This is a genomic window from Saccharopolyspora rectivirgula DSM 43747, assembly GCF_000497205.1.
In the GTDB taxonomy this organism is placed as follows: domain Bacteria; phylum Actinomycetota; class Actinomycetes; order Mycobacteriales; family Pseudonocardiaceae; genus Saccharopolyspora; species Saccharopolyspora rectivirgula.
On sequence record NZ_AYJW01000018.1, the window covers coordinates 13,192 to 36,667 of the forward strand.

Consider the following 23,476-nt stretch of genomic DNA (forward strand, 5'->3'; position numbering starts at 1 on the left):
CGCCTCGCAGGACGGCACGCGAAGGAAAGTCAGTGAACCAGAACAGGGACACCTCGGGCTCCAGCAATCCGGGGCAACGACCCCAGCCCCGTCCTGAAGAACCGACCGTGCCCATCCACCGCCCCCCGAACTCCGGGCCCCGCGGCTGGCACGCGGCTCCGACCGAGCCGATCCCGGCCGTGGTGCCGGAAGCGGGCATGGACCAGGCCGTCGAGCAGGCGACCGAGCAGACCCAGGTGATCCGCCCGGTCTCCCCGGGCAAGCCGTCCCTGCTGCGCGCCAGCGGGTCCATGGCGATTGCCACCCTCACCAGCCGCGTCACCGGCTTCCTGTGGAAGCTGATGCTGGCCGGAGCGGTGGGGTTCGGCATCGTCAACGACTCGTTCACCGTCGCCAACACCCTGCCGAACAGCATCTTCGAGCTGCTGCTCGGCGGTGTGCTGACCAGCGTCGTGGTGCCGGTGCTGGTCCGCGCCCAGAAGTCCGACGGCGACGGCGGCCAGGCGTTCATGCAGCAGCTGATCACCTTGGCCTGCGTCGTGCTCGGCGTGGGCACGGTGCTGGCGCTGGTCTGCACGCCGGTGCTGACGTGGATCTTCGTCACCGAGTCCGACGCGTCGAACCCGGCGCTGGTGAACGCGTTCGCCTACCTGCTGCTGCCGCAGATCTTCTTCTACGGCATCAGCGCGCTGGTGGGGGCGATCCTGCAGTCCAAGCAGGTCTTCTCCCCGCCGGCCTGGGCCCCGGTGCTCAACAACCTCGTCGTCATCGTCACCATCGGCATCTACGTGCTGCTGCCCGGGGAGCTGACGCTCGACCCGGTGCGGATGACCGACTCGCACGTGCTGACCCTGGGCATCGGCACCACGCTGGGCGTGGTGAGCCAGGCGCTGGTGCAGCTCCCCGCGCTGCGCCGCGCCGGGTTCCGGTTCAAGTGGCGCTGGGGTTGGGACCGGAGGCTGTCCGAGTTCGGCGGCCTGGCGCTGTGGATGCTCGGCTACGTCGCGGTCAGCCAGGTCGGTCTGGTGGCGCTGAGCCGGGTGGCCACCGGTGCCGACGCCGGTGCGTGGGCGACCTACAACTACGTGTGGATGCTGCTGCAGTTGCCGTACGGGGTGATCGGTTTTTCGATCATGACGGCGATCCTGCCGCGGATGAGCGCGGCGGCCGCCGACGGCGACTACAAGAAGCTGACCGAAGACCTCTCCCTGGGCAACCGACTGTCCACAGTGACCCTGCTGCCGATCAGCGGGATCATGACGGCGTTGGGCGTTCCGCTCGCGGTGGCGCTCTTCGCGCTGCGGGGTTCGGCCGACGACGCGGTGACCCTCGGCCTGGCGCTGGCCATCTCGTCGTTCGGCGTGCTGCCGTACGCGCTGACCATGATGCAGATGCGGACCTTCAACGCGCTCAAGGACGCCCGCACGCCGACGCTGATCATGGTCGTCATGACCGCGGCCAAGGTGCTGCTGGCGATCGCGGTGGCGTTGCTGCTGCCGGCCGAGGCCGTGGTCTACGGCATCACGTTCGTCAACTCCTTCAGCTTCGTGATCGGCTGGCTGGTGGGGGAGGCCTGGCTGCGGCACCGCATCGGTCCGCTCGGCAGCCGGCGTTTCCTTGCCACGCTCGGCAAAACGCTGGTCGCGACGATCGGCGCCGGGGTGGTCTCCTGGCTGGTGGCCCTGCTCGTCGACCAGCTCATCGCCGGACCGCTGGGCGCCGGAACGGCTTGGCTGCAACTGGTCTTCGGCGGATCGGCCGGCCTGGTCGCCGTCTTCGGCCTGATGCACCTGCTGCGCGTTCCCGAACTGCAGCCCGCGATCGGGCGGCTCACCGGTTTGCTGCGTCGTCGCTGACCCGGAAGTCACGTACCCTCGACATGGAAGTCTCCTTCCGTGGGGGAAGAGGGGAGCACGGCACCCTCCGGTGAGCCGGAAGGAGCGGGAGAGGGAAGGTGACCAGCAAATCCACGGAAATCGTGCCGGATCAGGATAGAAGCGGTAGCAGCGGGGCCCATGTGGACGGCCTGACCCCGGGTGCGGTGCTGGACCAAGGCCGCTACCGGTTGCTGGCCCAGGTCGGTTGGGACGCCCGCTGCAACGCGCAGCTGTGGCGGGCCAGGGACGGGGTGCTGGGCCGCGACGTCGCCCTGACGATCCTGGTCGGCGACCGCGCCGACGCCGAAGCCGCCGCGAACGCGCGCCGCACCCTGGAACGCGCGATGCACGCGAGCACCTTCAACCACGTCGGCGTCGCCAGGGTGCTCGACGTGGTCACCCAGTCCTCCGGCGATCCGGCCGGGGTGCTGGGCATCGTGATCGCCGAGTGGACCCACGGCACCGACCTGCTCGACCTGGTCGCCGAAGGCCCCTTGCCGCCGGGAACGGCCGCCCGGCTGCTGCAGCCGCTGGCCGCCGCGGTCGAGGCCGCGCACCACGCCGGGCTGATCCTCGGCGCGGACCACCCGCAGCGCATCCGGGTCACCCCGGACGGCGAGATCCGGATGGCCTTCCCCGGTCCGATCGCCAGCGCCACCTCCTCGGACGACGTGCGAGGACTGGGAGCGGTGCTGTACCTGTTGCTCACCGGTCGCTGGGCGCTGGAGGGCGGGCCGGAAGGCGCCACCCCGGCCCCGATCGGCCAGGACGGCTCGGTGGTCCCGCCGCGCACGCTGCGCCCCACGGTTCCCATGGAGCTGTCCACGGTCGCGGTGCGCGCGCTCGGGCACCCGGACTTCACCGGTGCCCTGGGCGGAGTTCGCACCGGGGCCGCCGTGCTGCGCGTGCTGGAGCAGCACGCGTCGCACGAGAACAACTCCGCGCCCGGCGCGGACAACAACGCGGTGTGGCGCCGGGAAGACCCGAAACCCGACAAGGTCACCCGCAAGAAGCTGATGATCAGCGTCGGCGTGCTGGTCATGGCGACGCTGCTCGTGGTCGGGTGGTTGGGCGCCAACCTGATCGGCATGTTCACCGCTTCCCGCCAGATCCCCGAAGACGGGGTGGTGGTCGACGACACCGCCAGCGGTCAGCCCAGCCAGCCGACCGGCCCCCCGGTGGACGTGGCGATCACCTCGGCTTCGCCGTTCAACACCAACGGAAGCCCGGACAACCCGAACAGCCTGCGCTACCTCTACGACGGGGACCCCTCCACCGACTGGTCCAGCTCCCGGTACAAGCAGCAGCTCGGCCCGGGTGGGATCAGCGACGGCACCGGTGCGGTGCTGACCTTCGACAAGGCGGTGCCGCTGCAGGAAGTCGTGATCAACTCGCCGAGCGCCGGCGCCACGGTCGAGATCCGCACGGTGGACGGCACCCCCAGCTTGGACAGCGGCACCGTGCTGGGCACGGCGACGCTGCAGTCCGGGGAGACCACGATCCCGTTGCAGACCGGTGAACCGGTGGACCGCATCCTGGTGGTGATCACCCAGCTGGTCCCCGAAGGGGGCGGCTACTCCGCGCAGATCAACGAGATCGAGGTGGTCGGCGCCGCGACCTCCTAGCCCGGGTCCGGCCCCGCGGGGCAGCTCGACCGGTGCGATCACCAGCCCGCACCGTGATCAGTAAAGTGCAGTCTGTGTCTGCCCCCGTCAGTTCGGACGTCGACCTCCTCGCGGCGCACAACAACGGAGATCCGCACGCGTTCGCCGAGCTGTTCCGCCGGCACAAGGACCGCTTGTGGGCGGTGGCGCTGCGCACGCTGCGGGATCGCGAGGAAGCAGCGGACGCACTGCAGGACGCCATGATCTCGGCTTTCCGCGGGGCCGCCAGCTTCCGGGCCGAATCGCAGGTGACGACCTGGCTGCACCGCATCGTGGTCAACGCGTGCCTGGACCGCGTGCGGCGGCAGCAAGCCCGCCCGACCGTTCCGCTGCCGGACAGCGGCCCGGGGGAACCGGCGGTCACCCGGGACGCGATCGACGAGCGGGAGACCCGGCTGGCGGTGCAGGACGCGCTCGCGCGGCTGCCCGCCGACCAGCGAACGGCCATCGTGCTGATCGACGTGCAGGGCTACTCGGTGGCCGAGGCCGCGCAGATGCTCGGGGTGGCCCCGGGAACGGTGAAGAGCAGATGCGCACGCGGTCGGCTGAAGCTGGCGAAACTTCTGAGACACCTGCGGAACCCGAGTGCAGATGCGAACGTCCCAAGCAACGAGAAGGAAACGTGGCGACGGGAGGGACGATGAGCGGCGGAACAGGGCGCGGGGACACGCCGCAGGGCCCACCGTGGTCCCTCGATCTGCTGGCCGACTACCACGCCGGGGTGCTGGACCAGCAGACCGCTGACGCGCTGCGCGCCGAGATCGAAGCCGACGCCGCCGCCCAGGACGTGCTGGCCGCGCTGGACGCCACTCGAGCTGAGCTGGCCGCGCTGCCCGCGGTGTCCGCTCCCGACGACGTCACGGCCCGGATCGAGGCCGCCCTGGCGCAGGAGGCCGCTGCGCGCTCGGCGGGGTCCGGCGGCGGGGCGGCCGACGTGGTGGACCTGGCGGCGGCTCGCCGGCGGCGCCGCCGGATCCTGCGGTGGGCGGGTGCGGTGGCGGCCGGGGTGGCCGCGGTGCTGGCCGTGGTGTTCTCCGCGGTGCTCCCGACCCGCAGCGCGGACCAGCAGGCGTCCCCACCAGCGGGCTCGACCAGCGCGCCGCAGCCCTTGGCGCTGACCGGCTCCGTGGCCAGCCTCACCCCCGAGCAGTTCGCCCAGGTGGTCCGCTCCGAGGAGTACGAGGTCCTGGACCACCCGGAAGACCTGCTGGCCTGCCTGCAGGCGAACGGGGTGAGCGCGAGCAAGCCCATCGGGGCCCGGGAGATCACGCTCGACGGCCAACGCGCCCTGCTGCTGGTGCTGCCCGGTGGCGAGATCGGCCAGTTCCGGTTGCTGGCGGTCGGCCCGGAGTGCGGCCCCGGCAATCCGGCGACCCTCTCCGACGCCACCTTCGGCGGCTGAGGCCGGGCCCCGCCTCCGCGTGACGCCCGGTGTGCCGCCACCCACGCACGCGGGGGCACGGGAACAGACCCGCCTAGGATCGCGTTGAGCCGAATGGCGTTCGCGCAGCAAGCGCGGCGGAGATGCGACGACGGGAAGGGGCGCGGTGACTGGCGACGTCCGCAACGTGATCATCGTCGGTTCCGGGCCGGCCGGTTACACCGCTGCGGTGTACACCGCCCGGGCCGAGCTGGAGCCACTGGTCTTCGAGGGCACGCAGTTCGGTGGTGAGCTGATGAACACCACCGAGGTGGAGAACTACCCGGGCTTCCGGGACGGCATCATGGGGCCCGAGCTGATGGAGCAGATGCGGGCCCAGGCCGAACGGTTCGGTGCTGAGCTGCGCACCGAGGACGTGGAGCGCCTCGACCTGTCCGGGGACGTGAAGACCGTGGTGGCCAACGGCCAGGAGTACCGGGCGAAGGCGGTCATCCTCGCCATGGGGGCCAAGGCCCGCTACCTCGGGGTTCCGGGGGAGGAGCGGCTGCTCGGCCACGGCGTTTCGTCTTGCGCCACCTGTGACGGGTTCTTCTTCCGCGATCACGACATCGCGGTGGTCGGTGGCGGCGATTCCGCGATGGAAGAAGCCACCTTCCTGACCCGTTTCGCCAAGTCGGTGACGATCATCCACCGCCGCGACGAGTTCCGCGCCTCCAAGATCATGTTGGAGCGGGCCCGGTCCAACCCCAAGATCAAGTGGCGCACCAACACCGTGGTCACCGAGGTCGAGGGCGAGAGCACGGTGAGCGGGCTGAAGCTGCGGGACACCGTGACCGGTGAGGAATCCAAGCTGGACGTCACCGGGTTGTTCGTCGCCATCGGCCACGACCCGCGGAGCGAGCTGGTCCGCGACCAGCTCGACGTCGACGACGAGGGCTACGTGCAGGTCAAGCACCCCACCACCAGCACCAGCATTCCGGGTGTGTTCGCAGCGGGGGACCTGGTTGACCGCACCTACCGGCAGGCGATCACCGCGGCCGGTTCCGGCTGCTCGGCTGCCATCGACGCGGAACGCTGGCTGGCCGAGCAGGAAGCGACCCAGGCCGCGGAGAAATCCGCTGATCTGGTTGGTGGCGGCTACGGCCCCACCGGTCAGTGACCCGAACCCGTAACCGAGGGAGATTGAGTATGGCCGGCAACACCGTGACAGTGGACTCGGAGAACTTCAAGAGCGTCGTCCTGGACAGCGACAAGCCGGTGCTGGTCGACTTCTGGGCGACCTGGTGCGGTCCGTGCAAGATGGTCGCACCGGTGCTCGAGGAGATCGCCGCCGAGCACCAGGACAAGATCACCGTCGCCAAGCTGGACATCGACCAGAACCCCGAGCTCGCTCGGGACTACCAGGTGATGTCGGTTCCGACGATGGTGCTGTTCGACAAGGGCAAGCCGGCGAAGCAGATCGTCGGCGCCAAGCCGAAGGCCGCCCTGGTGTCTGATTTGTCGGACTACCTGTGAAGTCGAACTCCATCTGAAGCAACCGAATAACGCGGTCCCGCCGTCTGGTCGATATGACGAGTGCGGCGGGACCAGTGTTTTCAGCCACCAGACCAGGCCTTCCGCTGGCCCCGTCGCCGCCGGTGGCATGTGTCGTGCCGCATCCCGAAGAGCCGGGAACGGGCGTACAAGGCACAATGACCAGGTAGGTGCGGCCTGTCGCCACTTGGCCACGAAAAGAGAAACCGGGAATACCCGACCATCTTCGCGCCGGCCCCTGACCGGCGCCTGAATCGAGCGAGGAGTGCATGCAGCTGCTCCACCGCGGTGACGTTGGTCCGGCCGTTGCCGAGATCAAGAACACGCTGTCTGCCCTGGGCTTGCTTCCGGTCAACGGACGCACCGGGCCCGCAGTCTTCGACGAAGCGGTGGAACAGGCGGTCCGGGCCTTCCAGCAGCAGCGCGGGTTGATCACCGACGGCATCGTCGGACCGGCCACCTACCGGGCGCTGACGGATGCGCGGTGGCGCCTGGGGGACCGCCCGTTGGCCTACATGGTGTCCAAGCCGCTCAGCGGGGACGACGTCTTCGCCCTGCAGGAACGGCTGCTGGAGCTGGGCTACGACGCCGGACGACCGGACGGCATCTTCGGCCGCCAGACCGAGCAGGCCCTGCGCAGCTTCCAGCGGGACTACGGGCTCAACCCCGACGGCATCTGCGGACCGGCCACCCTGCGCGCCCTCAAGCAGCTCACCCCCAAGGTGCGCGGCGGCCGACCGGTGTTCCTGCGGGAGCAGGAGAAGGTCCGCAAGGCGGGTCCCCGGCTGCGCGGCAAGCGCATCGTCATCGACCCCGGCCACGGCGGCAGCGACCGCGGAGCCACCGTGGGCGACGTCTGCGAGGCGGACCTCACCTGGGACCTCGCCCGCCGGTTGGAAGGCCGGATGGTGGCCACCGGGATGGAAACCCTGATCACCCGGGGCCCGAACGCCTGCCCGCCGGACGCCGAGCGGGCCGCCTTCGCCAACGAGGCCGGCGCCGACATGTTCCTGTCGCTGCACATCGACGCCAACCCCTCGCCGCTCGCGCAAGGGGTGGCCAGCTTCCACTTCGGCACCGGCAACGGCACCACCTCGAACGTCGGGGAAGCGCTGGCCGGGCTGCTGCAGCGGGAGATCGTCGCCCGCACCGGCATGCTCGACTGCCGGGTGCACCCCAAGACCTGGGAGGTGCTGCGCCTGACCAGGATGCCGGCGGTGCGCGTGGAGATCGGCTACCTGACCAACCCCGAGGACCGGGCCCGGCTGTTGGACCCCGCGTTCCGGGACGTGGTGGCCGAGGGCATGCTCATCGCCATCAAGCGGCTCTACCTGCTGGGCAAGGACGACCAGCCCACCGGCACCTTCACGTTCGACGACCTGCTGCGGCACGAGGTGGCCCGCGCCGAGGGGGCCTGAGCGGCCCTCAGCCGATGGCCGGCTCGATGGCCTTGATCGTCACCGAACTGAGCAGGCGCTCCAGCGCCGCCTCCACGTCCTCCTTCCAGGAGAGCGCGGTGCGCAGCTCCAGCCGCAACCGCGGCCACTTCGGGTGGTGCCGGACCGTTTTGAAGCCCACCCGCTGCAGGAAACCGGCGGGGATCACGCAACTGGTCTCCTCGCCCCGCAGATCGGCGAACGCCTCGATGGCCTTCACCCCGCGACGGGTGAGGTCCCGGGCCGCGTTCTGCACCAGCACCCGCCCCAGACCACCGTTCTCGAACTCCGGCATGACCCGGAGCGCGGTCAGCAGCACCGCATCCGAACTCACCGGTGCGGTCGGGAAAGCAGCGGCCCTGGGCACCGCGGCGGGCGGCGCGTACATGGCATATCCCGCCGGAACACCGTCCACGTAGATGATCCGGCCGCAGGACCCCCACTCCAGCAGCACACTGGACACCCAGGCTTCTTTTTCCAGTGCGGTCTCGCCGAACTCCTCGGCCTGCTCCCGGACGTGCGGCGCCAGCTCCCAATAGACGCACCGGCGGCACTTCGGGGGCAGGTGCTCGAGGTTGTCCAGCGTGATGCCGACAACACGTCGCGACACCTGACCTCCTGGAAACCGTGAAAGCCCCGCTTCGCCCTCGTACCGCGGAGACGCTGCCAGGATAGGCCCGCTCGGCCCGGACAGAAACCGCTGGAGGTCACCCAGCGCACATCGATCGGGTGAGATGAGTTACCGGATGGATCCCGAGGAGAGGCGCGCGTTACATGCGCGGGGTACTCGAGCGATACCGTCTATAGAATCGCTCGATCAAACGGTCACCGCACGGGACTGATCGAGCGCACCGCCGGACCCTGGAGCGCAGCATGTCGGATCACGGAAGCAAACAGCCCACCCCGGCCGAACCGCAGACCGAGGCCCGCAACTTGGACAGCTACCGGGCGCACTACGCACAGCGGACAGCCGGAATGACCGCTTCCGAGATCCGAGCGCTCTTCTCGGTGGCCAGCCGCCCGGAAGTGGTGTCCCTGGCCGGCGGCATGCCCAACATCGCGGCCTTGCCGCTGGAGTCCCTGGCCGCCGAGGTCTCCCGGCTGATCACCGTCGACGGCCAGACCGCCCTGCAGTACGGCTCCGCGCAAGGGATCCCGGAACTGCGGGAACAGATCTGCGAAGTCATGGCGCTGGAAGGGATTTCCGCGCACCCGGACGACGTGATGGTGACCTCCGGGTCCCAAATGGCCCTGGACATGGTCACCAGGATCTTCTGCGACCCCGGTGACGTGATCCTCGCCGAAGGCCCCTCGTACGTCGGCGCGCTCGGCTCGTTCAACGCCTACCAGGCCGAAGTGGTGCACGTGCCGATGGACGAGGAGGGTCTGCAACCGCAGGCGCTGCGGGAGGCCATCGCCGCGGTCACCGCGCAGGGCAAGCGGATCAAGCTCCTGTACACCATCCCGAACTTCCACAACCCCGGCGGGATCACGCTGGCCATCCCGCGGCGCAGCGAGATCCTGGAGATCTGCCGGGAGCACGGGATCCTGGTGGTGGAGGACAACCCCTACGGCCTGCTCGGCTTCGACGGCACGCAGTACCCGGCGCTGCGCAGCCTGGACGCCGACAACGTGGTGTACCTCGGCTCGTTCTCGAAGACCTTCGCCCCGGGCCTGCGGGTGGGCTGGGTGCTGGCCCCGCACGCGGTGCGGGAGAAGCTGGTGCTGACGGCCGAGTCCGCCACGCTCTGCCCGCCGACCTTGAACCAGATGGTCGTATCGCGCTACCTGAGCACCCACGATTGGCGCGGGCAGATCAAGATCTACCGCGAGCAGTACCGGGAACGCCGGGACGCGATGCTCAGCTCGCTCGAGCAGCACATGCCGGAGGGGTGTTCGTGGACGCGCCCCGACGGCGGTTTCTTCGTCTGGCTCACCGTTCCGGAAGGCATTGACACCAAGGCGATGCTGCCGCGCGCGGTGACCCGCCGGGTAGCTTACGTGTCCGGGACCGGTTTCTACACCAACGGGCACGGCAGCAAGCAGATGCGGTTGTCGTTCTGCTATCCCACTCCGGAGCGCATCCGGGAGGGGGTGCGGCGATTGGCCAACACGATGACCGAGGAGATGGAGCTGATCAAGACCTTCGGCACCGCTGGCCAACGCACGACCTCGGGTCCGCAGGCTCCGTCTCCGGACACCGCATAAGCTCCACAGAGCTCGACCAGAACAGGGTCCACTGTGCATGGTTATGTGCACAGTGGACCATTGACTTTCAGGAGTGTTTCGAAGTGTCGGATCGCTGGGTTGCGGTACTTGCTGGTGGACTTTCGCATGAGCGCGAGATCTCCTTGCGCTCCGGCCGCAGGTTGTCGGCCGCCCTGCGCTCCGTTGGCATGACCGTGACGGAGTGGGACGCCGACGCCCAGCTGCTGTCCCGGATCAAGCAGGACCGACCGGACGCGGTGGTCGTCGCGCTGCACGGCGGGGAGGGGGAGAACGGCGCGGTCCAGGCCGTTCTCGACATGGTCGGCGTGCCTTACGTGGGCCCCAGCCCGCACGCGTGCCGCCGCGCGTGGGACAAGCCCACCGCCAAGGCTGAAATGGCTCGCGCCGGACTGGCCACTCCGGACTGGGTCGCGCTGCCGCAGACCACTTTTCGGGAACTCGGTGCGCAAGCGGTGCTCGACGCGCTGGTGGCGAAGCTCGGTCTCCCGCTGATGCTGAAGCCGGACCAGGGCGGTTCCGCACTGGGCGCGCACGTCGTCCGCGATGCCGCGGAACTCCCCTCCGCCATGGTCGGCTCACTGTCCTATGGGGACACGGTGCTCGTCGAGCAGTTCGTCGAGGGGATGGAAGTGGCGGTGACCGTGATCGACGGCCCGGACGGCCCCGAAGCGCTGCCCGCCGTGCAGATCGAACCGGCTTCCGGTGTCTACGACTACACCGCCCGGTACACCGCCGGACTGACCAGCTACCGGACCCCCGCCGAGCTCTCCCCGGAAGCGGCCCGCGCCGCTGGGGAACTGGCGGTGTCCGCTCACCAGCTGCTCGGGCTGCGCGACGTCTCCCGCACCGACATGATCGTCGACCGGCACGGCACCCCGCACTTCTTGGAGGTGAACGTCTCGCCGGGCCTGACCGAGACCTCGCTGCTGCCGATGGCGGTGGAGGCCTCCGGTCGCTCGCTGGGCGAGGTGTTCGCCGGACTCGTCGAACGAGCCATCGAACGCTCGGCCTGAGTTCCACGTGAAACACGGGGCCGCTGGTGTCCAGCGGCCCCGTTTCGCCATTGCACGCAGATCGTCACCGTGACGAAAGAGCTGCGTGTCATTGATCGCCAAGATCGCGAACGTCTTCGTCCAAGATCAACTCTGCTAACCGTCGAAGGTCGTCCGCCGAACCGAAGTCGATCACGATCCGACCCTTCCGGCGGCTGCGCTCCACCTTCACCCGGGTGTCCAACCGGTCCGACAGCCGCTCGGCGAGCCAGTCGTACGAAGGAGCGTCTTCCTCGGTCTTCTTCCGCGCCGCCTTCTTCTTCGACTTGCCCGCCGACTTCTGCAGCGTCACCTCTTCCTCGGTGGCCCGCACCGAGAGGCCCTCCGCGACGATCCGCGCCGCCAGCTCCTCCTGGCTCTCCGGGTCGTCCAGGCTCAGCAAGGCCCGGGCGTGCCCGGCGGAGAGCACCCCGGCGGCGACCCTGCGCTGCACCGGTGTCGGCAACCGGAGCAGTCGGATGGTGTTGGTGATGACCGGACGGCTGCGGCCGATCCGATCGGCGAGCTCCTCCTGGGTGACCCCGAACTCCTCCAGCAGCTGCTGGTAGGCGGCAGCTTCCTCCAGGGGGTTCAGCTGCACGCGGTGGATGTTCTCCAGCAGGGCGTCCCGGAGCATCGAGTCGTCGGAGGTCTGGCGGACGATCGCCGGGATCTTCTCCAGGCCCGCGCGTTCAGCGGCCCGCCAGCGGCGCTCGCCCATGATGAGCTCGAACCGCTCATCATCGAGCTCGCGCACCACGATGGGCTGCATCAGACCGAACTCGCGGATGGAGTGCTCGAGCTCCCGCAGCGCCTCTTCGTCGAAGACCTGGCGCGGCTGCTTCGGGTTGGGGGAGATGGCAGAGACGGCGATCTCCCGGTAGACGGCACCGTTCACGGTGCCCCCTGTTTCACGTGAAACACCGCTGTCCGCCGGCTCCGTCCGCGGCTCCGCAGCTCGAGCCCCCGCACCTTCGGCGCCTGCGATCGGACCGCTCGGAATCAACGCGGCCAGTCCGCGTCCAAGCCCACCCCGGCGCTCCGTCATGCTGTTGTCCTTTCCACCCCGCGTTCCGCGATCTCCCGCGCCGCGTCCAAGTAACTCATCGATCCACGCGATCCCGGGTCGTAGGTCAACACGGTTTGCCCGAACCCAGGAGCCTCGGAAACCTTCACACTGCGCGGAATCACGGTGCGCAAGGTCAGGTCACCGAAGTGATTCCGCACTTCCTGAGCCACCTGATCGGCCAACTTGGTGCGCCCGTCGTACATCGTGAGCAGGATCGTGGAGAGGCGCAGCGACGGGTTGAGGTGAGCCTGGACCAATTCGATGTTCCGCAGCAGCTGCCCCAAGCCCTCCAGCGCGTAGTACTCGCACTGGATCGGGATCAGCACCTCGCGGGCGGCCACCAGAGCGTTCACCGTGAGCAGCCCGAGCGAGGGCGGGCAGTCGATGAAGATGTAGTCGGGCGCGACCTTCTCGACGGCCTCGGAGTTGAGCGCTTCCCGCAGCCGGCTCTCCCGGGCCACCATCGTCACCAGCTCGATCTCCGAGCCGGCCAGGTCGATCGTGGCGGGCACGCACCACAGGTTCTCGCTCTGGTTGCTGCGCACCGCCGCGTCCGCGATCGACATCTCGCCCAGCAGCACCTCGTACACCGAGGGGACGCCGGAACGGTGATCCACCCCGAGCGCGGTGCTGGCGTTGCCCTGCGGGTCCAGGTCGATCACCAGCACGTTGAGGCCGTGCAGGGCCAGCCCCGCCGCCAAGTTGACCGTGCTGGTCGTCTTGCCCACGCCGCCCTTCTGGTTCGCCACGGAGATGATCCGCCGCTGCCCGGGGCGGGGGAGCTGCAAGGTCTCCGGGTGGAGGACACGGGTGGCCCGCTGCGCTTCCTCCATGATCGGAGTCCAGCCGATGTCCTCCGACGAAACGTTCAGCGCTTGGTCATCGCTCGCACCACCGGCGGGGAAACGCATGGCTCCCACTCCACGGCCCCTCGTTTCACGTGAAACACGACCAGCTCCGCTTGCTTCCGGATTCACCGTCCACGATCCTTCCTCGTCCGACGCTTGCCGCCCCGGCGCCGCTTGACCGCGTCCTGGGCCGCGACTCGCTCGATCAGGACGACCGTTGTCGGAACAGACAGCACTTCACCGCCACACGAGATCACTTCGCCGCGACCGCCTCCGGCCGCTCGGATTGCCTTCTGGTCCCGGTCCAACTCCTCCTGCGCGCTCTGACCCTTCATCGCGAGCAGTTGGCCGCCCGAACGCAGCAGCGGAAGACACCACTTCGCCAACCGTTCCATCGGGGCCACTGCCCGAGCCGTGACGACGTCCTGCCCGGCGAGCTCGTCGCGCACCGGTCCTTCTTCGGCTCGACCACGCACGACCTCCACGTCGAGGCCGAGCTCGGTGACGGCTTCTTCCAGCCAAGCCACCCGCCGAGCCATCGGTTCCAGCAAGACCATCTCGATGTCAGGTCGAACGATCGCTAGCGGAATCCCCGGCAATCCTGCACCAGAGCCTACGTCCACAACGCGTGAATTCGGGGGAAGCAACTCCGCAACAACCGCAGAGTTCAGCAAGTGGCGTTCCCACAGCCGGTCCACCTCCCGGGGACCGATGAGACCGCGCTGGATCCCGTGCTCGCGCAACAGCTCGGCGAACTTCTCGGCCAGCTCCAGTCGGTCGCCGAACACCTGACGTGCTGCCTCTGGCGGCTTCAGCGTTTCCCCTTCGGTCACTGATCACTCCGGTGGCTGCGTTTCACGTGAAACAAGTTCATCTCATACCTGCCGATCGCACTGCGCCCACCACGCCGGAACGAGCACCCGGCACCTCGTCCACAGGCCCTCCGCGGCAGCGGAGCGTGCTCGGCGAGAACGACGCTGATCAACGCCTGCTACCCCCCTCAGTATCCCGGCACCAGCTCCGCACCGGACAGCGGCATGGGGCGGTCGATCCAGGGCTGAGAACAACACTGCCCCCGCCAGCCAACGGCTGACGGGGGCAGACCCGAACCGGAACCGGGGGATCAGTTGGTGCGGAACACCACCACGCGACGGTTCGGTTCTTCACCTTCGCTCTCGCTGTGCACACCCTCAATCGGTGCGACCGCGTCGTGGATGATCTTTCGCTCGAAAGGAGTCATCGGCTTCAACCTGGCGGGTTTGCCGGTCTTCAGCACGTTCTCCGCCGTCGACCGGCCGAGCTTGGACAGCTCCCGGCGGCGGCCCTCCCGCCAACCGGCGATGTCCAGCATCAGCCTGCTGCGCACCCCGGTTTCCTGCTGCACGGCCAGCCTGGTCAGCTCCTGCAGGGCTTCCAACACCTGGCCGCGGTTGCCCACCAGCTTGCCCAGGTCCTTCCCGCCGTCGATGCTGACCACGGCGCGGCCAGCCACTACATCCAGGTCGATGTCGCCGTCGTAGTCGAGCAGGTCGAGCAACCGCTCCAGGTAGTCACCCGCAATGTCACCTTCCCGAATAAGCAGCTCTTCGTTGTCGGAGACCGAGGAGGTCGCCGCGGCGGACCCCGTCGCCGCCTGACCCGAATCCTGCACGATTTCAGACACTGGATGTCTCCTCTCCAGGGTTCGCGGCAGGCTACCGGGAATCACCCGGCTTGTCCGCGCCGCGGTTGTGGTCTTCGATCACCCCGGGGACCTCGCCGGGTTGGTGTTCGATGTCGGAATCTTGCCCCGAAGTCGCGACCGAATCGACTACCGGAGCCGACGGGTCCTGCGCTTCCTCCGCGTCGATCTTGCGGTACACGACGTACTGCTGCCCCAACGTCCAGAAGTTGTTGGCGAGCCAGTAAATCAGAATCGCCACCGGGAGGAACGGGCCACCGACGATCGCGAACATCGGGAAGAGCCAGAGCGTCACCCGGTTCATGGCAGCTGCCTGCGGGTTCTGCGCCGCCTGCGAGCCTTGCCGGGCGACCGAATGCCGAGCGGTGAAGTGGGTGGCGATCGCAGCCGCGATCATCAGCGGCACCGCGACCAGCAACATCGAAGTGCGGTCGGTGCCGAACGCCGCCAGCACCTCCGCGGGCTGGGTCAGCGAGATGGACAGCTTCGCGCCGAACAGGTCCGCCTCCACGAAGGAAGCGACCTCCTCCGCGCCGAAGACGTAGTTCGACGTCGCCCCCGGCTTGAAACCGTTGAGCACGTGGAACAGCCCGATGAACACCGGCACCTGCACCAGCACCGGCAGACATCCGGCCAGCGGGTTGAAGCCGTGCTCGCTCTGGAGCTTCTGCATCTCCATGGCCAGCTTCTGCCGGTCGTCGCCGTGCTTCTCCTGCAGCTCCCGGACGAGCGGTGCGATCTTCTGCATCTTCTTCATCGACCGCACCTGGGTGACGAACGGCTTGAAGAGCAGCGCGCGCAGGGTGAAGACCAGGAAGATCACCGACAGCGCCCAGGCCAATCCGCTGGCGGGATCCAGGAAGGAACCGAAGACCTTGTGCCAGACCCAGAGGATCGCCGATACCGGGTAGTAAATGATGTCCACGGACTACTCCTTGGCCGGGGTCGGGGAGCTGTGCGCACCGCGCGGCGGCGGGACGGGATCGATCCCACCGGGGTGCCAGGGACCGCAGCGCAGCAGCCTGCGCACGGTCAGCCAGCTACCGCGGAGCGCACCGTGCACGGTCAGCGCTTCCACCGCGTAGGTGCTGCACGACGGGTAGAACCGGCAGGTCGGGGGCAGCAAGGGGGAGATCACCTTGCGATAGGCGTGCACGGGCAGCAGCAGCACCCGAGCGAACACGCCCGGCCGCCGGGTAGCTGGTGAGCTGCCGTGGTCCTGACCCATCGCTTAGCGCCCGTCGCCGGATTGTTCGGGGTAGAGGCGGAGCTTCCGCAGTGCACTGTCCAGGTCCGCACCGAGCTCCCGGCTCGACGCGTTCGCCGCCGGCGGCAGCGCGCGGACCACCACCAGTGTGCCAGCGGGCAGCGCTGGGATTCGGTCTCTCATCAGGTGACGAAGCCGACGAGTCGTCCGATGCCGCACCACAGCGTTGCCCACGGCCTTGCTCACGACAAAACCCACCCGGGTGGAACCCGTCGAATCCCGGGTGGGTGTCGAATGCGCTTTCGATAAAGCCCTGTGCTCAGCGCCTTCCCGTACCCGGCCGGTCTCCGGCGTACCAGGGCGCAGTGCGTGCACCACTAGGCGAGAGCGCCCAGCCCGGCGCCCCCGACGGATCACCAGGCGGAACTCCTGGCTCTTGGTCAGTCGGGATGCCGCGGGTAGCACGGTCCGCTATCAGGCGGTCAGACGCGCGCGACCCCTGCGGCGGCGCGCGGCCACGATGGCCCGGCCCGCCCGGGTGCGCATGCGCAGCCGGAATCCGTGCTTCCTCGCGCGGCGACGATTGTTCGGCTGGTAAGTGCGCTTACCCTTGCTCACGGTCGGATCTCCCGGTTACTTCAGGCACTATGGCCACAGTGGCCATGGTTCGGTCAGATGTCCGGCGTTCCCAAGCCACTACCACCGTGTCCGGTGGCCGAACGGCACGTGACGCCCGAATCAGGACGCGGCGACACGCCCGCTCGATAAGCGGGGGACTGTTCGAGGGTACGCAGACCGCGGAAAGCACTTGCAACCGGGGTCATCACTTTGCCACGAGCTGATCTTGCCCCCGCACGGTGGGGCACCGGCTTGTGGTGGTCAACAGCAGCTTGTTAGGTTTTCCCTCCTGCGATTCATCCAGTCTGCCGCCGGCCAACGGGTTGTCGCCGGGGCCATGACCTCGATCGCAGCGGTACAGCGGGGCCCACGAGGAGTGCCCGGCACCCCTGCCGTACCTTCATACACAAGTTGTGGACAACTCTGTGGACACCCATTCCAACACAGGTGTCCACGAGTCTGGCCCACCGTCCGCGCCTGTCCGCTATGGGGGGTCAGTGCGCAAGGCGCGGTGGGGGACCGCGCGCGAGCGAGGGGAGGGGAGCACAGCGGTGTCCGACCACCAAGCCGATCTGGGCAGGGTCTGGGAAGAGGTGGTTCAGGAGCTGTCCTCGGGCACGCTCTCGCCGCAGCAGCGCGCGTGGATGCGAGTCACCCGGCCGATCGGCCTGCTGGACGGAACGGCACTGCTGGCCGCCCCGAGCGACTTCGCCAAGGAAGCGATCGAACGCGCGCTGCGGGAACCGATCACCGAAGCCCTCTCCCGCCGGCTCGGCCGAGAGGTGTCCCTGGCGGTCAAGGTCGACACCGCGGTGCCGAGCCCGGCCAGCCGCCCGGTGCCCCCGGCCGAGGTCTGGACCCCGCCCCGCAGCAACGACAACAGCCTGGTCGACACCACCTACTTACCCCGCACCGGCTACCAGCGCCCGGACGAGTCGTTCACCCCGCACGACAACTTCGGCAACACGGCGCACACCGGGTCGATCCCGCCCGCCTCGCCCAGCGGTGGGGGGCGGCACGCCGCGCAGGAATCGGACTACGACCTTCCGACCACCGAGTTCAAGTGGCCCAACGGGGACATCCCAGCCCCGGTGGCCGACACCTCCGCCACCTCGGCCCCGGCCGCCGAAGGCGAAGAGGAAGCCGCCTCCGACAGCGGTGCCGAGACGTGGTCGGCGACCAACCGCGGCGGCCAAGCCGCTGATCCGCAGCAGGGGCAGCCGTTCACCGCGCCGAAGCACGCCCCGCCCACGTCCCAGACCCGGTTGAACGCCAAGTACACCTTCGACACCTTCGTCATCGGGTCGTCCAACCGGTTCGCGCACGCCGCCGCGGTGGCCGCCGCCGAAGCACCGGCCCGCGCCTACAACCCGCTGTTCATCTGGGGTGACTCCGGACTGGGCAAGACCCACCTGCTGCACGCGGTGGGGCACTACACCCAGCGGCTGTTCCCGGGCATGCGGGTGCGGTACGTGTCGACCGAGGAGTTCACCAACGACTTCATCAACTCGCTGCGCGACGACCGGCAGGTGGCCTTCCAGCGGCGCTACCGGGACGTCGACGTGCTGCTGGTGGACGACATCCAGTTCCTGGAGGGCAAGGAAGGGACCCAGGAGGAGTTCTTCCACACCTTCAACACGCTGCACAACTCCAACAAGCAGATCGTGGTCTCCTCCGACCGCCCGCCGAAGGGCTTGCGCACCCTGGAGGAGCGGCTGCGCACCCGGTTCGAGTGGGGGTTGATCACCGACATCCAGCCGCCGGAGCTGGAGACCCGGATCGCCATCCTGCGCAAGAAGGCCGCGCAGGACCGGTTGAACGCGCCGGCCGACGTGCTGGAGTTCATCGCGTCCCGGATCGAGCGCAACATCCGGGAGCTGGAGGGGGCGCTGATCCGCGTCACCGCGTTCGCCTCCTTGAACCGGCAGCCGGTGGATCTGCAGCTGGCCGAGATCGTGCTGCGCGACCTGATCCCGGACTCCCAGACGCCGGAGATCACGCCACCGACGATCATGGCGGTGACCGCGGAGTTCTTCGGGGTCACCATCGACGACCTGTGCGGCCCGGGCAAGACCAAGGCGCTGGCGCAGGCCCGGCAGATCGCCATGTACCTGTGCCGGGAGCTGACCGACTCGTCGCTGCCGAAGATCGGCCAGTACTTCGGCGGCCGGGACCACACCACGGTGATGTACGCGGACAAGAAGATCCGCAAGGAGATGGCGGAGCGCCGCCGGGTCTACGACCAGGTGCAGGAGCTGACCGCGCGGATCAAGCAGCGGTCCCGCACCCCGGGGGCCTAGTCGGGCACCGCCGGCACGCCCCGCTTCTTCGAGCAGCGGGGCCGCAGCGCTCCGCGGAGCGCACCCCCCTTCGGCTTCCCACTTCCCACCGCTGGTGAGCGGGGAGTGCTGTCCCCTCCACCCGGCAGGGAGCAGCGGTCACCTCTTCGTGCGCGGTTGTCGTCCCGCCTGAGCTGCTCGTGCTCCTGGAGCGCCGCCCCGTGCGGTTGACGCGGAAGCCGCGGTCGGGGAGTCCAGGACCGCTGGCACCGGTTCCCGGTCGGACGAGTCCTGCGAGCGGACCGGGCAGTCCGCGCAACGCACCGACCGGCCGGGGCCGTCGGAGGTAGCCCGAAAGTTTGATTTTTCCCTCGGAGAAGGGAGAAGCGCGGGTGTTCCCCGCGTGAACGGCCACCGGGAGCTCCCACCGGATCCGGCAAAACCCCAGGTCGCCGCCCACCACACCCCACCAATGAGAGTGACTTTGATCACATTGATCGGGTGGTTCGCCGGCTGTCCGGCCGCAGTTCTCCACAGGTTTCCGATGATCCGCTATCCCCAAGGTCGACCAGGGATTTCCTTTCGATCATCCACAGGGCATGCACAGCCATGGTCGACTTGCCCACAGGGAGCGGGGAGTTAACCACAGAAAATTCACAGCTTTACCCACAGGTCGGCCGCGCCCCGGGCTGCGGCGGCCAGGAGTTGGGTAAAAGTTGGGGACTGACTGTGGATGCGACTGTGGATAACTGTGGATAGCTGTGGACAACTCTGGGGGTGGCTCGAGTTATCCACCGTTCGGCCCAAATGATCCACCGGTAGATCACAGGTTCATCCACATCACGACGCGCCGTATGAGCTGCAGGAATTGCAGTTCTCCCCACAATCCACAGGACTTACTACTACTTCGCTCTTTTTCCCTGGAGGAAAAAAGAAAAGAGAAGTAGGCGCGGTGGAAAAGTGGATAACTCGCGCCGGAGCGCCTCGTTGCGGGAAGCTCGGCCCCGGATGCAGGCGGCGGGCGCCACGCTCTACCGTTGGAACTCCCCTCGATAGCCGCCCGCCGCGGCTGGTGCGGGACCTGTCTGCGCCACCGGCGCACCACCCCCGATCGCGAGGAGCGGCTTCGACGCCCAAAGCTGTCCGGCAGCCGAGCCATGGCTGATACCGAAAGGACACCCATGAAGATCCGCGTGGAACACGACGGCCTCGCCGACGCCGTCTCCTGGGTCGCGCGCAGTGTGCCGGCACGTCCGCCCGTCCCGGTGCTGGGCGGGGTACTGCTCGACGCGACCTCCGGTGACGCGCTGACGATCTCCGGGTTCGACTACGAGGTGTCAGCTCAGGTGACCGTGGACGCCGTCATCGAAACGCCCGGCAAGACGCTGGTCTCCGGCCGTTTGCTGGCCGACATCACCAAAGCCCTGCCGAACCGCCCCGTGGACATCACAGTGGACGGGGCCCGGGTGGCGATCACCTGCGGCAGTGCGAAGTTCAGCCTGCCCACCATGCCCGTCGAGGACTACCCGGAGCTGCCGGCCATGCCCGACCACGTCGGCTCGGTCCCGGGCGACCTGTTCAGCGAAGCGGTGGCGCAGGTGGCGGTGGCCGCGGGCAAGGACGAGACGTTGCCGATGCTCACCGGCATCCGCGTGGAGCTCAACGCCGACCAGCTGACCATGGTCGCCACCGACCGGTTCCGCTTGGCGATGCGGGAGTTCAGCTGGGAGCCGAGCAATTCCACTGTGGACAGCGCGGTGCTGGTGCCGGCGAAGTCCTTGGCGGATTCGGCGAAGACGCTCGGGTCCGGTGGCGGCAACGTCGAGATCTCGTTGGCTTCCGGGGACGGCCTGCTCGGCTTGGCCGGGAACAACCGGCGGAACACCACCCGGCTGCTCGACGCGGAATTCCCCAAGTACCGGCAACTGCTGCCGACCGAGAGCGCGGTCACCGCGCAGGTCGAGGTCGCCCCGCTGGTGGAGGCGATCCGCCGGGTCTCCCTGGTGGCCGAGCGCGGCACCCAGGTCCGGCTGGAGTTCACCGCCGGCCTGCTGCGGCTGACCGCCGGCGGCGATGACGAGGGGAGCGCGGAGGAGGAGCTGCCGGTCGAGCTGGCCGGTGAGGAGCTGACCATCGCGTTCAACCCGCACTACTTGCTCGACGGGTTGGGGGCGCTCAAGAGCAGCCACGCCAAGATGCTGTTCACCACGGCCAACCGGCCAGCGCTCATCAAGCCGGTCACGGAAGATGGAGAAGAGACGGGCGGGTACCTCTACCTGTTGATGCCGGTGCGCCTGCCGGGCTGAGTCACATCTGGAGGCTGCCCCGCAAGATCTGCGAAGACCGCTGGATAGGCTCAGGCCAGATCGATTCAGCTGGGGAGGGCCCGCACCCGGTCCGCCGGTGACCCCGGAGCGGGCCGGTCCGCGGCCGGCGATGCGCCGACCAACCAGTCGAAACACGACGCGCAGAGGAGATTCCGGTGCAACTCGGACTTGTCGGTCTTGGCCGAATGGGCTTCAACATGCGGGAGCGGCTGCGGGCCGCCGGCCACGACGTCGTTGGCTACGACCGGAATCAGGACGTCAGCGACGTCGCCTCGATCGCGGAGATGGTGGAGAAGCTCAACGCTCCTCGCATCGTCTGGATCATGGTTCCGCACGGCGAGCCGACCAAGCAGACCGTTCGGGAGCTGGCCGGGCTGCTGTCGGCGGGCGATCTGGTGATCGAGGGCGGAAACTCCAAGTACACCGACGACCAGGAGAACGCCGCGCTGCTGGCGGAGAACGGCATCAAGTACGTCGACGTCGGGGTTTCCGGCGGGGTGTGGGGCGCCAAGAACGGCTACGGCCTGATGGCCGGTGGTGACGCCGAGGACGTGGAGCGCGCCATGCCGATCTTCGACGCGCTGCGCCCGGAGGGTCCCCGCGAGGAGGGCTTCGTGCACGCCGGTCCGGTGGGGGCCGGTCACTACGCCAAGATGGTGCACAACGGCATCGAGTACGGCTTGATGCAGGCCTACGCCGAGGGCTTCGAGCTGCTGGCGGCTTCCGACGTGGTGACCGACGTGCCGGGCACCATCAAGGCGTGGAGCCGGGGCACCGTGGTCCGCTCCTGGCTGCTGGACCTGCTGGTCCGGGCGCTGGAGGAGGACCCGGAGCTGGAGCAGTTGCGCGGCTACGTCAACGACTCCGGGGAGGGTCGTTGGACGGTGGAGGAGGCCATCAACAACGCGGTGCCGGCTCCGGTGATCACCGCGGCGTTGTTCGCCCGGTTCGCTTCTCGCCAGGAGGACTCGCCCGCGATGAAGGCGGTGGCGGCGCTGCGCAACCAGTTCGGCGGGCACGCCGTGCAGAAGTCGGAGGACTGAGCGCGCGGCTGGCCCGGGCGGCGGCTCGGGCCAGCCGGGGACGGTTTAGGTTGGACTGCCGTGTACGTCCGCCATCTTCAGGTGACCGATTTCCGGTCCTGGCAGCACGTCGATCTGGCGTTGGAGCCGGGCACGACGGTGCTGGTCGGGGCGAACGGCCAGGGCAAGACCAATCTCGTCGAGGCGATCGGGTACGTGGCCACGTTGGGGTCGCACCGGGTCGCCAACGACGCGCCGCTGGTGCGCAGCGGCGCGGAGCGCGCGGTGGTCCGCGCCGCGGTGGTCAACCAGGGGCGCGAACTGCTGGTCGAGCTGGAGATCAAGCCGGGGAAGGCGAACCGGGCCCGGATCAACCGAGGTGCGGCCACCAGGCCGCGCGAGGTGCTGGGGATCCTGCGCACGGTGCTGTTCGCCCCGGAGGACTTGTCGATCGTGCGGGGGGATCCGGGGGAGCGCCGGCGGTTCTTGGACGACCTGCTGGTGGCGCGCTCACCGCGGTACGCGGCGGTCCGCTCGGACTACGACCGGGTGCTCAAGCAGCGCAGTGCGCTGTTGAAGACGGCGGGAGCGGCGCGCCGGGGCGGGGCCGATCCGGCGGAGCTGCGCACGTTGGAGGTGTGGGACGGGCACCTGGCCCGCTGCGGGGCGCAGTTGTTGGCCGGGCGGCTGGACCTGGTGGCCGCCATAGCTCCGCACGTGGCCGAGGCCTATGCGAGCGTGGTCGCTTCGGAGGGGGCTGGTGCTCCGGGCCGCCGGGCGGCGGATGTGCGGTACCGCAGCACGTTGGGGGAGCTGCTGCCGGCGGGGTACGGGGTTCCGCACGGTCAGCCGGCTGATGTCGAGCGGTTGGAGCAGGTGCTGCTGGCGGCGTTGCAGCGGGTGCGCGCGCAGGAGTTGGAGCGCGGCGTGTCGCTGGTCGGTCCGCACCGGGACGACCTGGAGCTGCTGCTCGGGGAGCTGCCGGCGAAGGGCTACGCCAGTCATGGCGAATCGTGGTCGTTCGCGCTGGCGTTGCGACTGGCGTCCTACCACTTGCTCGCCGAGGATGGCGCGGAGCCGGTGTTGATCCTGGACGACGTGTTCGCCGAGTTGGACGCCCGGCGGCGGGCGCGGTTGGCCGAGCTGGTGGTGGGCGCGGAGCAGGTGCTGGTGACGGCGGCCGTGCCGGAGGACGTGCCGAAGGAGCTGGACGGGGTTCGGTTCCAGGTGGGTGAAGGCGAGGTGCACCGTGTCTGATGACGATGAGCAATCGC

22 protein-coding genes are annotated in these 23,476 nt (G+C 68.8%); 13 read left to right on the forward strand and 9 right to left on the reverse strand.

The window, feature by feature from the left end; genetic code table 11:
- The first annotated feature begins 32 nt into the window (after positions 1-32).
- From murJ to SREC43747_RS0107225, 7 genes are all read left to right on the forward strand, one after another.
- Positions 33-1,856, forward strand: coding sequence for a murein biosynthesis integral membrane protein MurJ (gene murJ / locus SREC43747_RS0107195; protein WP_236623070.1), 1,824 nt, complete (start codon positions 33-35; stop codon positions 1,854-1,856).
- Between the two features lie 98 nt (positions 1,857-1,954).
- Entirely contained in the window at positions 1,955-3,502 is a 1,548-nt protein-coding gene (locus SREC43747_RS0107200) for a protein kinase family protein (protein WP_029720484.1), read from the forward strand.
- 74 nt (positions 3,503-3,576) lie between these two features.
- Positions 3,577-4,185, forward strand: coding sequence for an RNA polymerase sigma factor SigM (gene sigM / locus SREC43747_RS0107205; RefSeq protein ID WP_029720485.1), 609 nt, complete (start codon positions 3,577-3,579; stop codon positions 4,183-4,185).
- Positions 4,182-4,943, forward strand: a complete 762-nt coding sequence (locus SREC43747_RS0107210) for an RsmA family anti-sigma factor (RefSeq protein WP_029720486.1) — start codon at positions 4,182-4,184, stop codon at positions 4,941-4,943. Before sigM ends, SREC43747_RS0107210 begins: the two co-directional genes overlap by 4 nt.
- Positions 4,944-5,088: 145 nt before the next feature.
- Positions 5,089-6,081 carry a thioredoxin-disulfide reductase gene (gene trxB / locus SREC43747_RS0107215; RefSeq protein WP_029720487.1) on the forward strand — a complete coding sequence of 331 codons (993 nt, stop codon included), beginning with the start codon at positions 5,089-5,091 and terminating at the stop codon, positions 6,079-6,081.
- A 23-nt stretch (positions 6,082-6,104) separates the two neighbouring features.
- The gene (gene trxA, locus SREC43747_RS0107220; protein WP_228689023.1) at positions 6,105-6,437 is read left to right on the forward strand and encodes a thioredoxin; all 333 of its coding nucleotides are present in this window, start codon (positions 6,105-6,107) and stop codon (positions 6,435-6,437) included.
- 287 nt (positions 6,438-6,724) lie between these two features.
- Positions 6,725-7,873, forward strand: a complete 1,149-nt coding sequence (locus tag SREC43747_RS0107225) for an N-acetylmuramoyl-L-alanine amidase (RefSeq protein ID WP_029720489.1) — start codon at positions 6,725-6,727, stop codon at positions 7,871-7,873.
- Positions 7,874-7,880: 7 nt separating this feature from the next.
- Here the strand turns inward: SREC43747_RS0107225 and SREC43747_RS0107230 are convergent, their stop codons facing one another.
- Positions 7,881-8,501, reverse strand: coding sequence for a GNAT family N-acetyltransferase (locus tag SREC43747_RS0107230; RefSeq protein WP_029720490.1), 621 nt, complete (start codon positions 8,499-8,501; stop codon positions 7,881-7,883).
- A gap of 263 nt (positions 8,502-8,764) precedes the next feature.
- Between SREC43747_RS0107230 and SREC43747_RS0107235 the strand changes: the two genes are divergently transcribed.
- The gene (locus SREC43747_RS0107235) at positions 8,765-10,099 is read left to right on the forward strand and encodes an aminotransferase-like domain-containing protein (protein ID WP_029720492.1); all 1,335 of its coding nucleotides are present in this window, start codon (positions 8,765-8,767) and stop codon (positions 10,097-10,099) included.
- Positions 10,100-10,182: 83 nt separating this feature from the next.
- Positions 10,183-11,133, forward strand: a complete 951-nt coding sequence (locus SREC43747_RS0107240; RefSeq protein ID WP_029720493.1) for a D-alanine--D-alanine ligase family protein — start codon at positions 10,183-10,185, stop codon at positions 11,131-11,133.
- A gap of 88 nt (positions 11,134-11,221) precedes the next feature.
- Here the strand turns inward: SREC43747_RS0107240 and SREC43747_RS0107245 are convergent, their stop codons facing one another.
- The 8 genes from SREC43747_RS0107245 to rpmH form a co-directional block, all read right to left on the reverse strand.
- On the reverse strand, positions 11,222-12,199 hold the full coding sequence (locus SREC43747_RS0107245) for a ParB/RepB/Spo0J family partition protein (protein WP_081722458.1): 978 nt from the start codon (positions 12,197-12,199) through the stop codon (positions 11,222-11,224).
- Complete coding sequence (locus SREC43747_RS0107250; RefSeq protein WP_051387800.1) at positions 12,196-13,131, reverse strand: ParA family protein; 936 nt, start codon at positions 13,129-13,131, stop codon at positions 12,196-12,198. Before SREC43747_RS0107250 ends, SREC43747_RS0107245 begins: the two co-directional genes overlap by 4 nt.
- A 62-nt stretch (positions 13,132-13,193) precedes the next feature.
- On the reverse strand, positions 13,194-13,901 hold the full coding sequence (rsmG, locus tag SREC43747_RS0107255) for a 16S rRNA (guanine(527)-N(7))-methyltransferase RsmG (protein WP_037331522.1): 708 nt from the start codon (positions 13,899-13,901) through the stop codon (positions 13,194-13,196).
- Positions 13,902-14,191: 290 nt separating this feature from the next.
- Positions 14,192-14,719 (reverse strand): Jag family protein, encoded by a 528-nt coding sequence (locus tag SREC43747_RS0107260; protein ID WP_408005206.1) that lies wholly within the window; start codon positions 14,717-14,719, stop codon positions 14,192-14,194.
- A 43-nt stretch (positions 14,720-14,762) separates the two neighbouring features.
- Positions 14,763-15,674 (reverse strand): membrane protein insertase YidC, encoded by a 912-nt coding sequence (gene yidC / locus SREC43747_RS0107265; RefSeq protein ID WP_029720498.1) that lies wholly within the window; start codon positions 15,672-15,674, stop codon positions 14,763-14,765.
- A 3-nt stretch (positions 15,675-15,677) separates the two neighbouring features.
- Positions 15,678-15,977, reverse strand: coding sequence for a membrane protein insertion efficiency factor YidD (gene yidD / locus SREC43747_RS0107270; RefSeq protein WP_029720499.1), 300 nt, complete (start codon positions 15,975-15,977; stop codon positions 15,678-15,680).
- A 3-nt stretch (positions 15,978-15,980) separates the two neighbouring features.
- A complete protein-coding gene (rnpA, locus tag SREC43747_RS20525) occupies positions 15,981-16,421 on the reverse strand; it encodes a ribonuclease P protein component (protein ID WP_081722459.1) in 441 nt (146 codons plus the stop codon).
- 9 nt (positions 16,422-16,430) lie between these two features.
- Positions 16,431-16,574, reverse strand: coding sequence for a 50S ribosomal protein L34 (gene rpmH, locus SREC43747_RS20530; RefSeq protein ID WP_081722460.1), 144 nt, complete (start codon positions 16,572-16,574; stop codon positions 16,431-16,433).
- 551 nt (positions 16,575-17,125) lie between these two features.
- Here rpmH and dnaA point away from each other — a divergent pair.
- The 4 genes from dnaA (at position 17,126) to recF (ending at position 23,459) form a co-directional block, all read left to right on the forward strand.
- Positions 17,126-18,874 carry a chromosomal replication initiator protein DnaA gene (gene dnaA, locus SREC43747_RS0107280; protein WP_029720502.1) on the forward strand — a complete coding sequence of 583 codons (1,749 nt, stop codon included), beginning with the start codon at positions 17,126-17,128 and terminating at the stop codon, positions 18,872-18,874.
- Between the two features lie 1,160 nt (positions 18,875-20,034).
- On the forward strand, positions 20,035-21,159 hold the full coding sequence (gene dnaN / locus SREC43747_RS0107285) for a DNA polymerase III subunit beta (protein ID WP_029720503.1): 1,125 nt from the start codon (positions 20,035-20,037) through the stop codon (positions 21,157-21,159).
- 176 nt (positions 21,160-21,335) lie between these two features.
- Entirely contained in the window at positions 21,336-22,223 is an 888-nt protein-coding gene (gnd, locus tag SREC43747_RS0107290; protein WP_029720504.1) for a phosphogluconate dehydrogenase (NAD(+)-dependent, decarboxylating), read from the forward strand.
- 60 nt (positions 22,224-22,283) lie between these two features.
- A complete protein-coding gene (gene recF / locus SREC43747_RS0107295; RefSeq protein WP_029720505.1) occupies positions 22,284-23,459 on the forward strand; it encodes a DNA replication/repair protein RecF in 1,176 nt (391 codons plus the stop codon).
- Positions 23,460-23,476 lie beyond the last annotated feature (17 nt).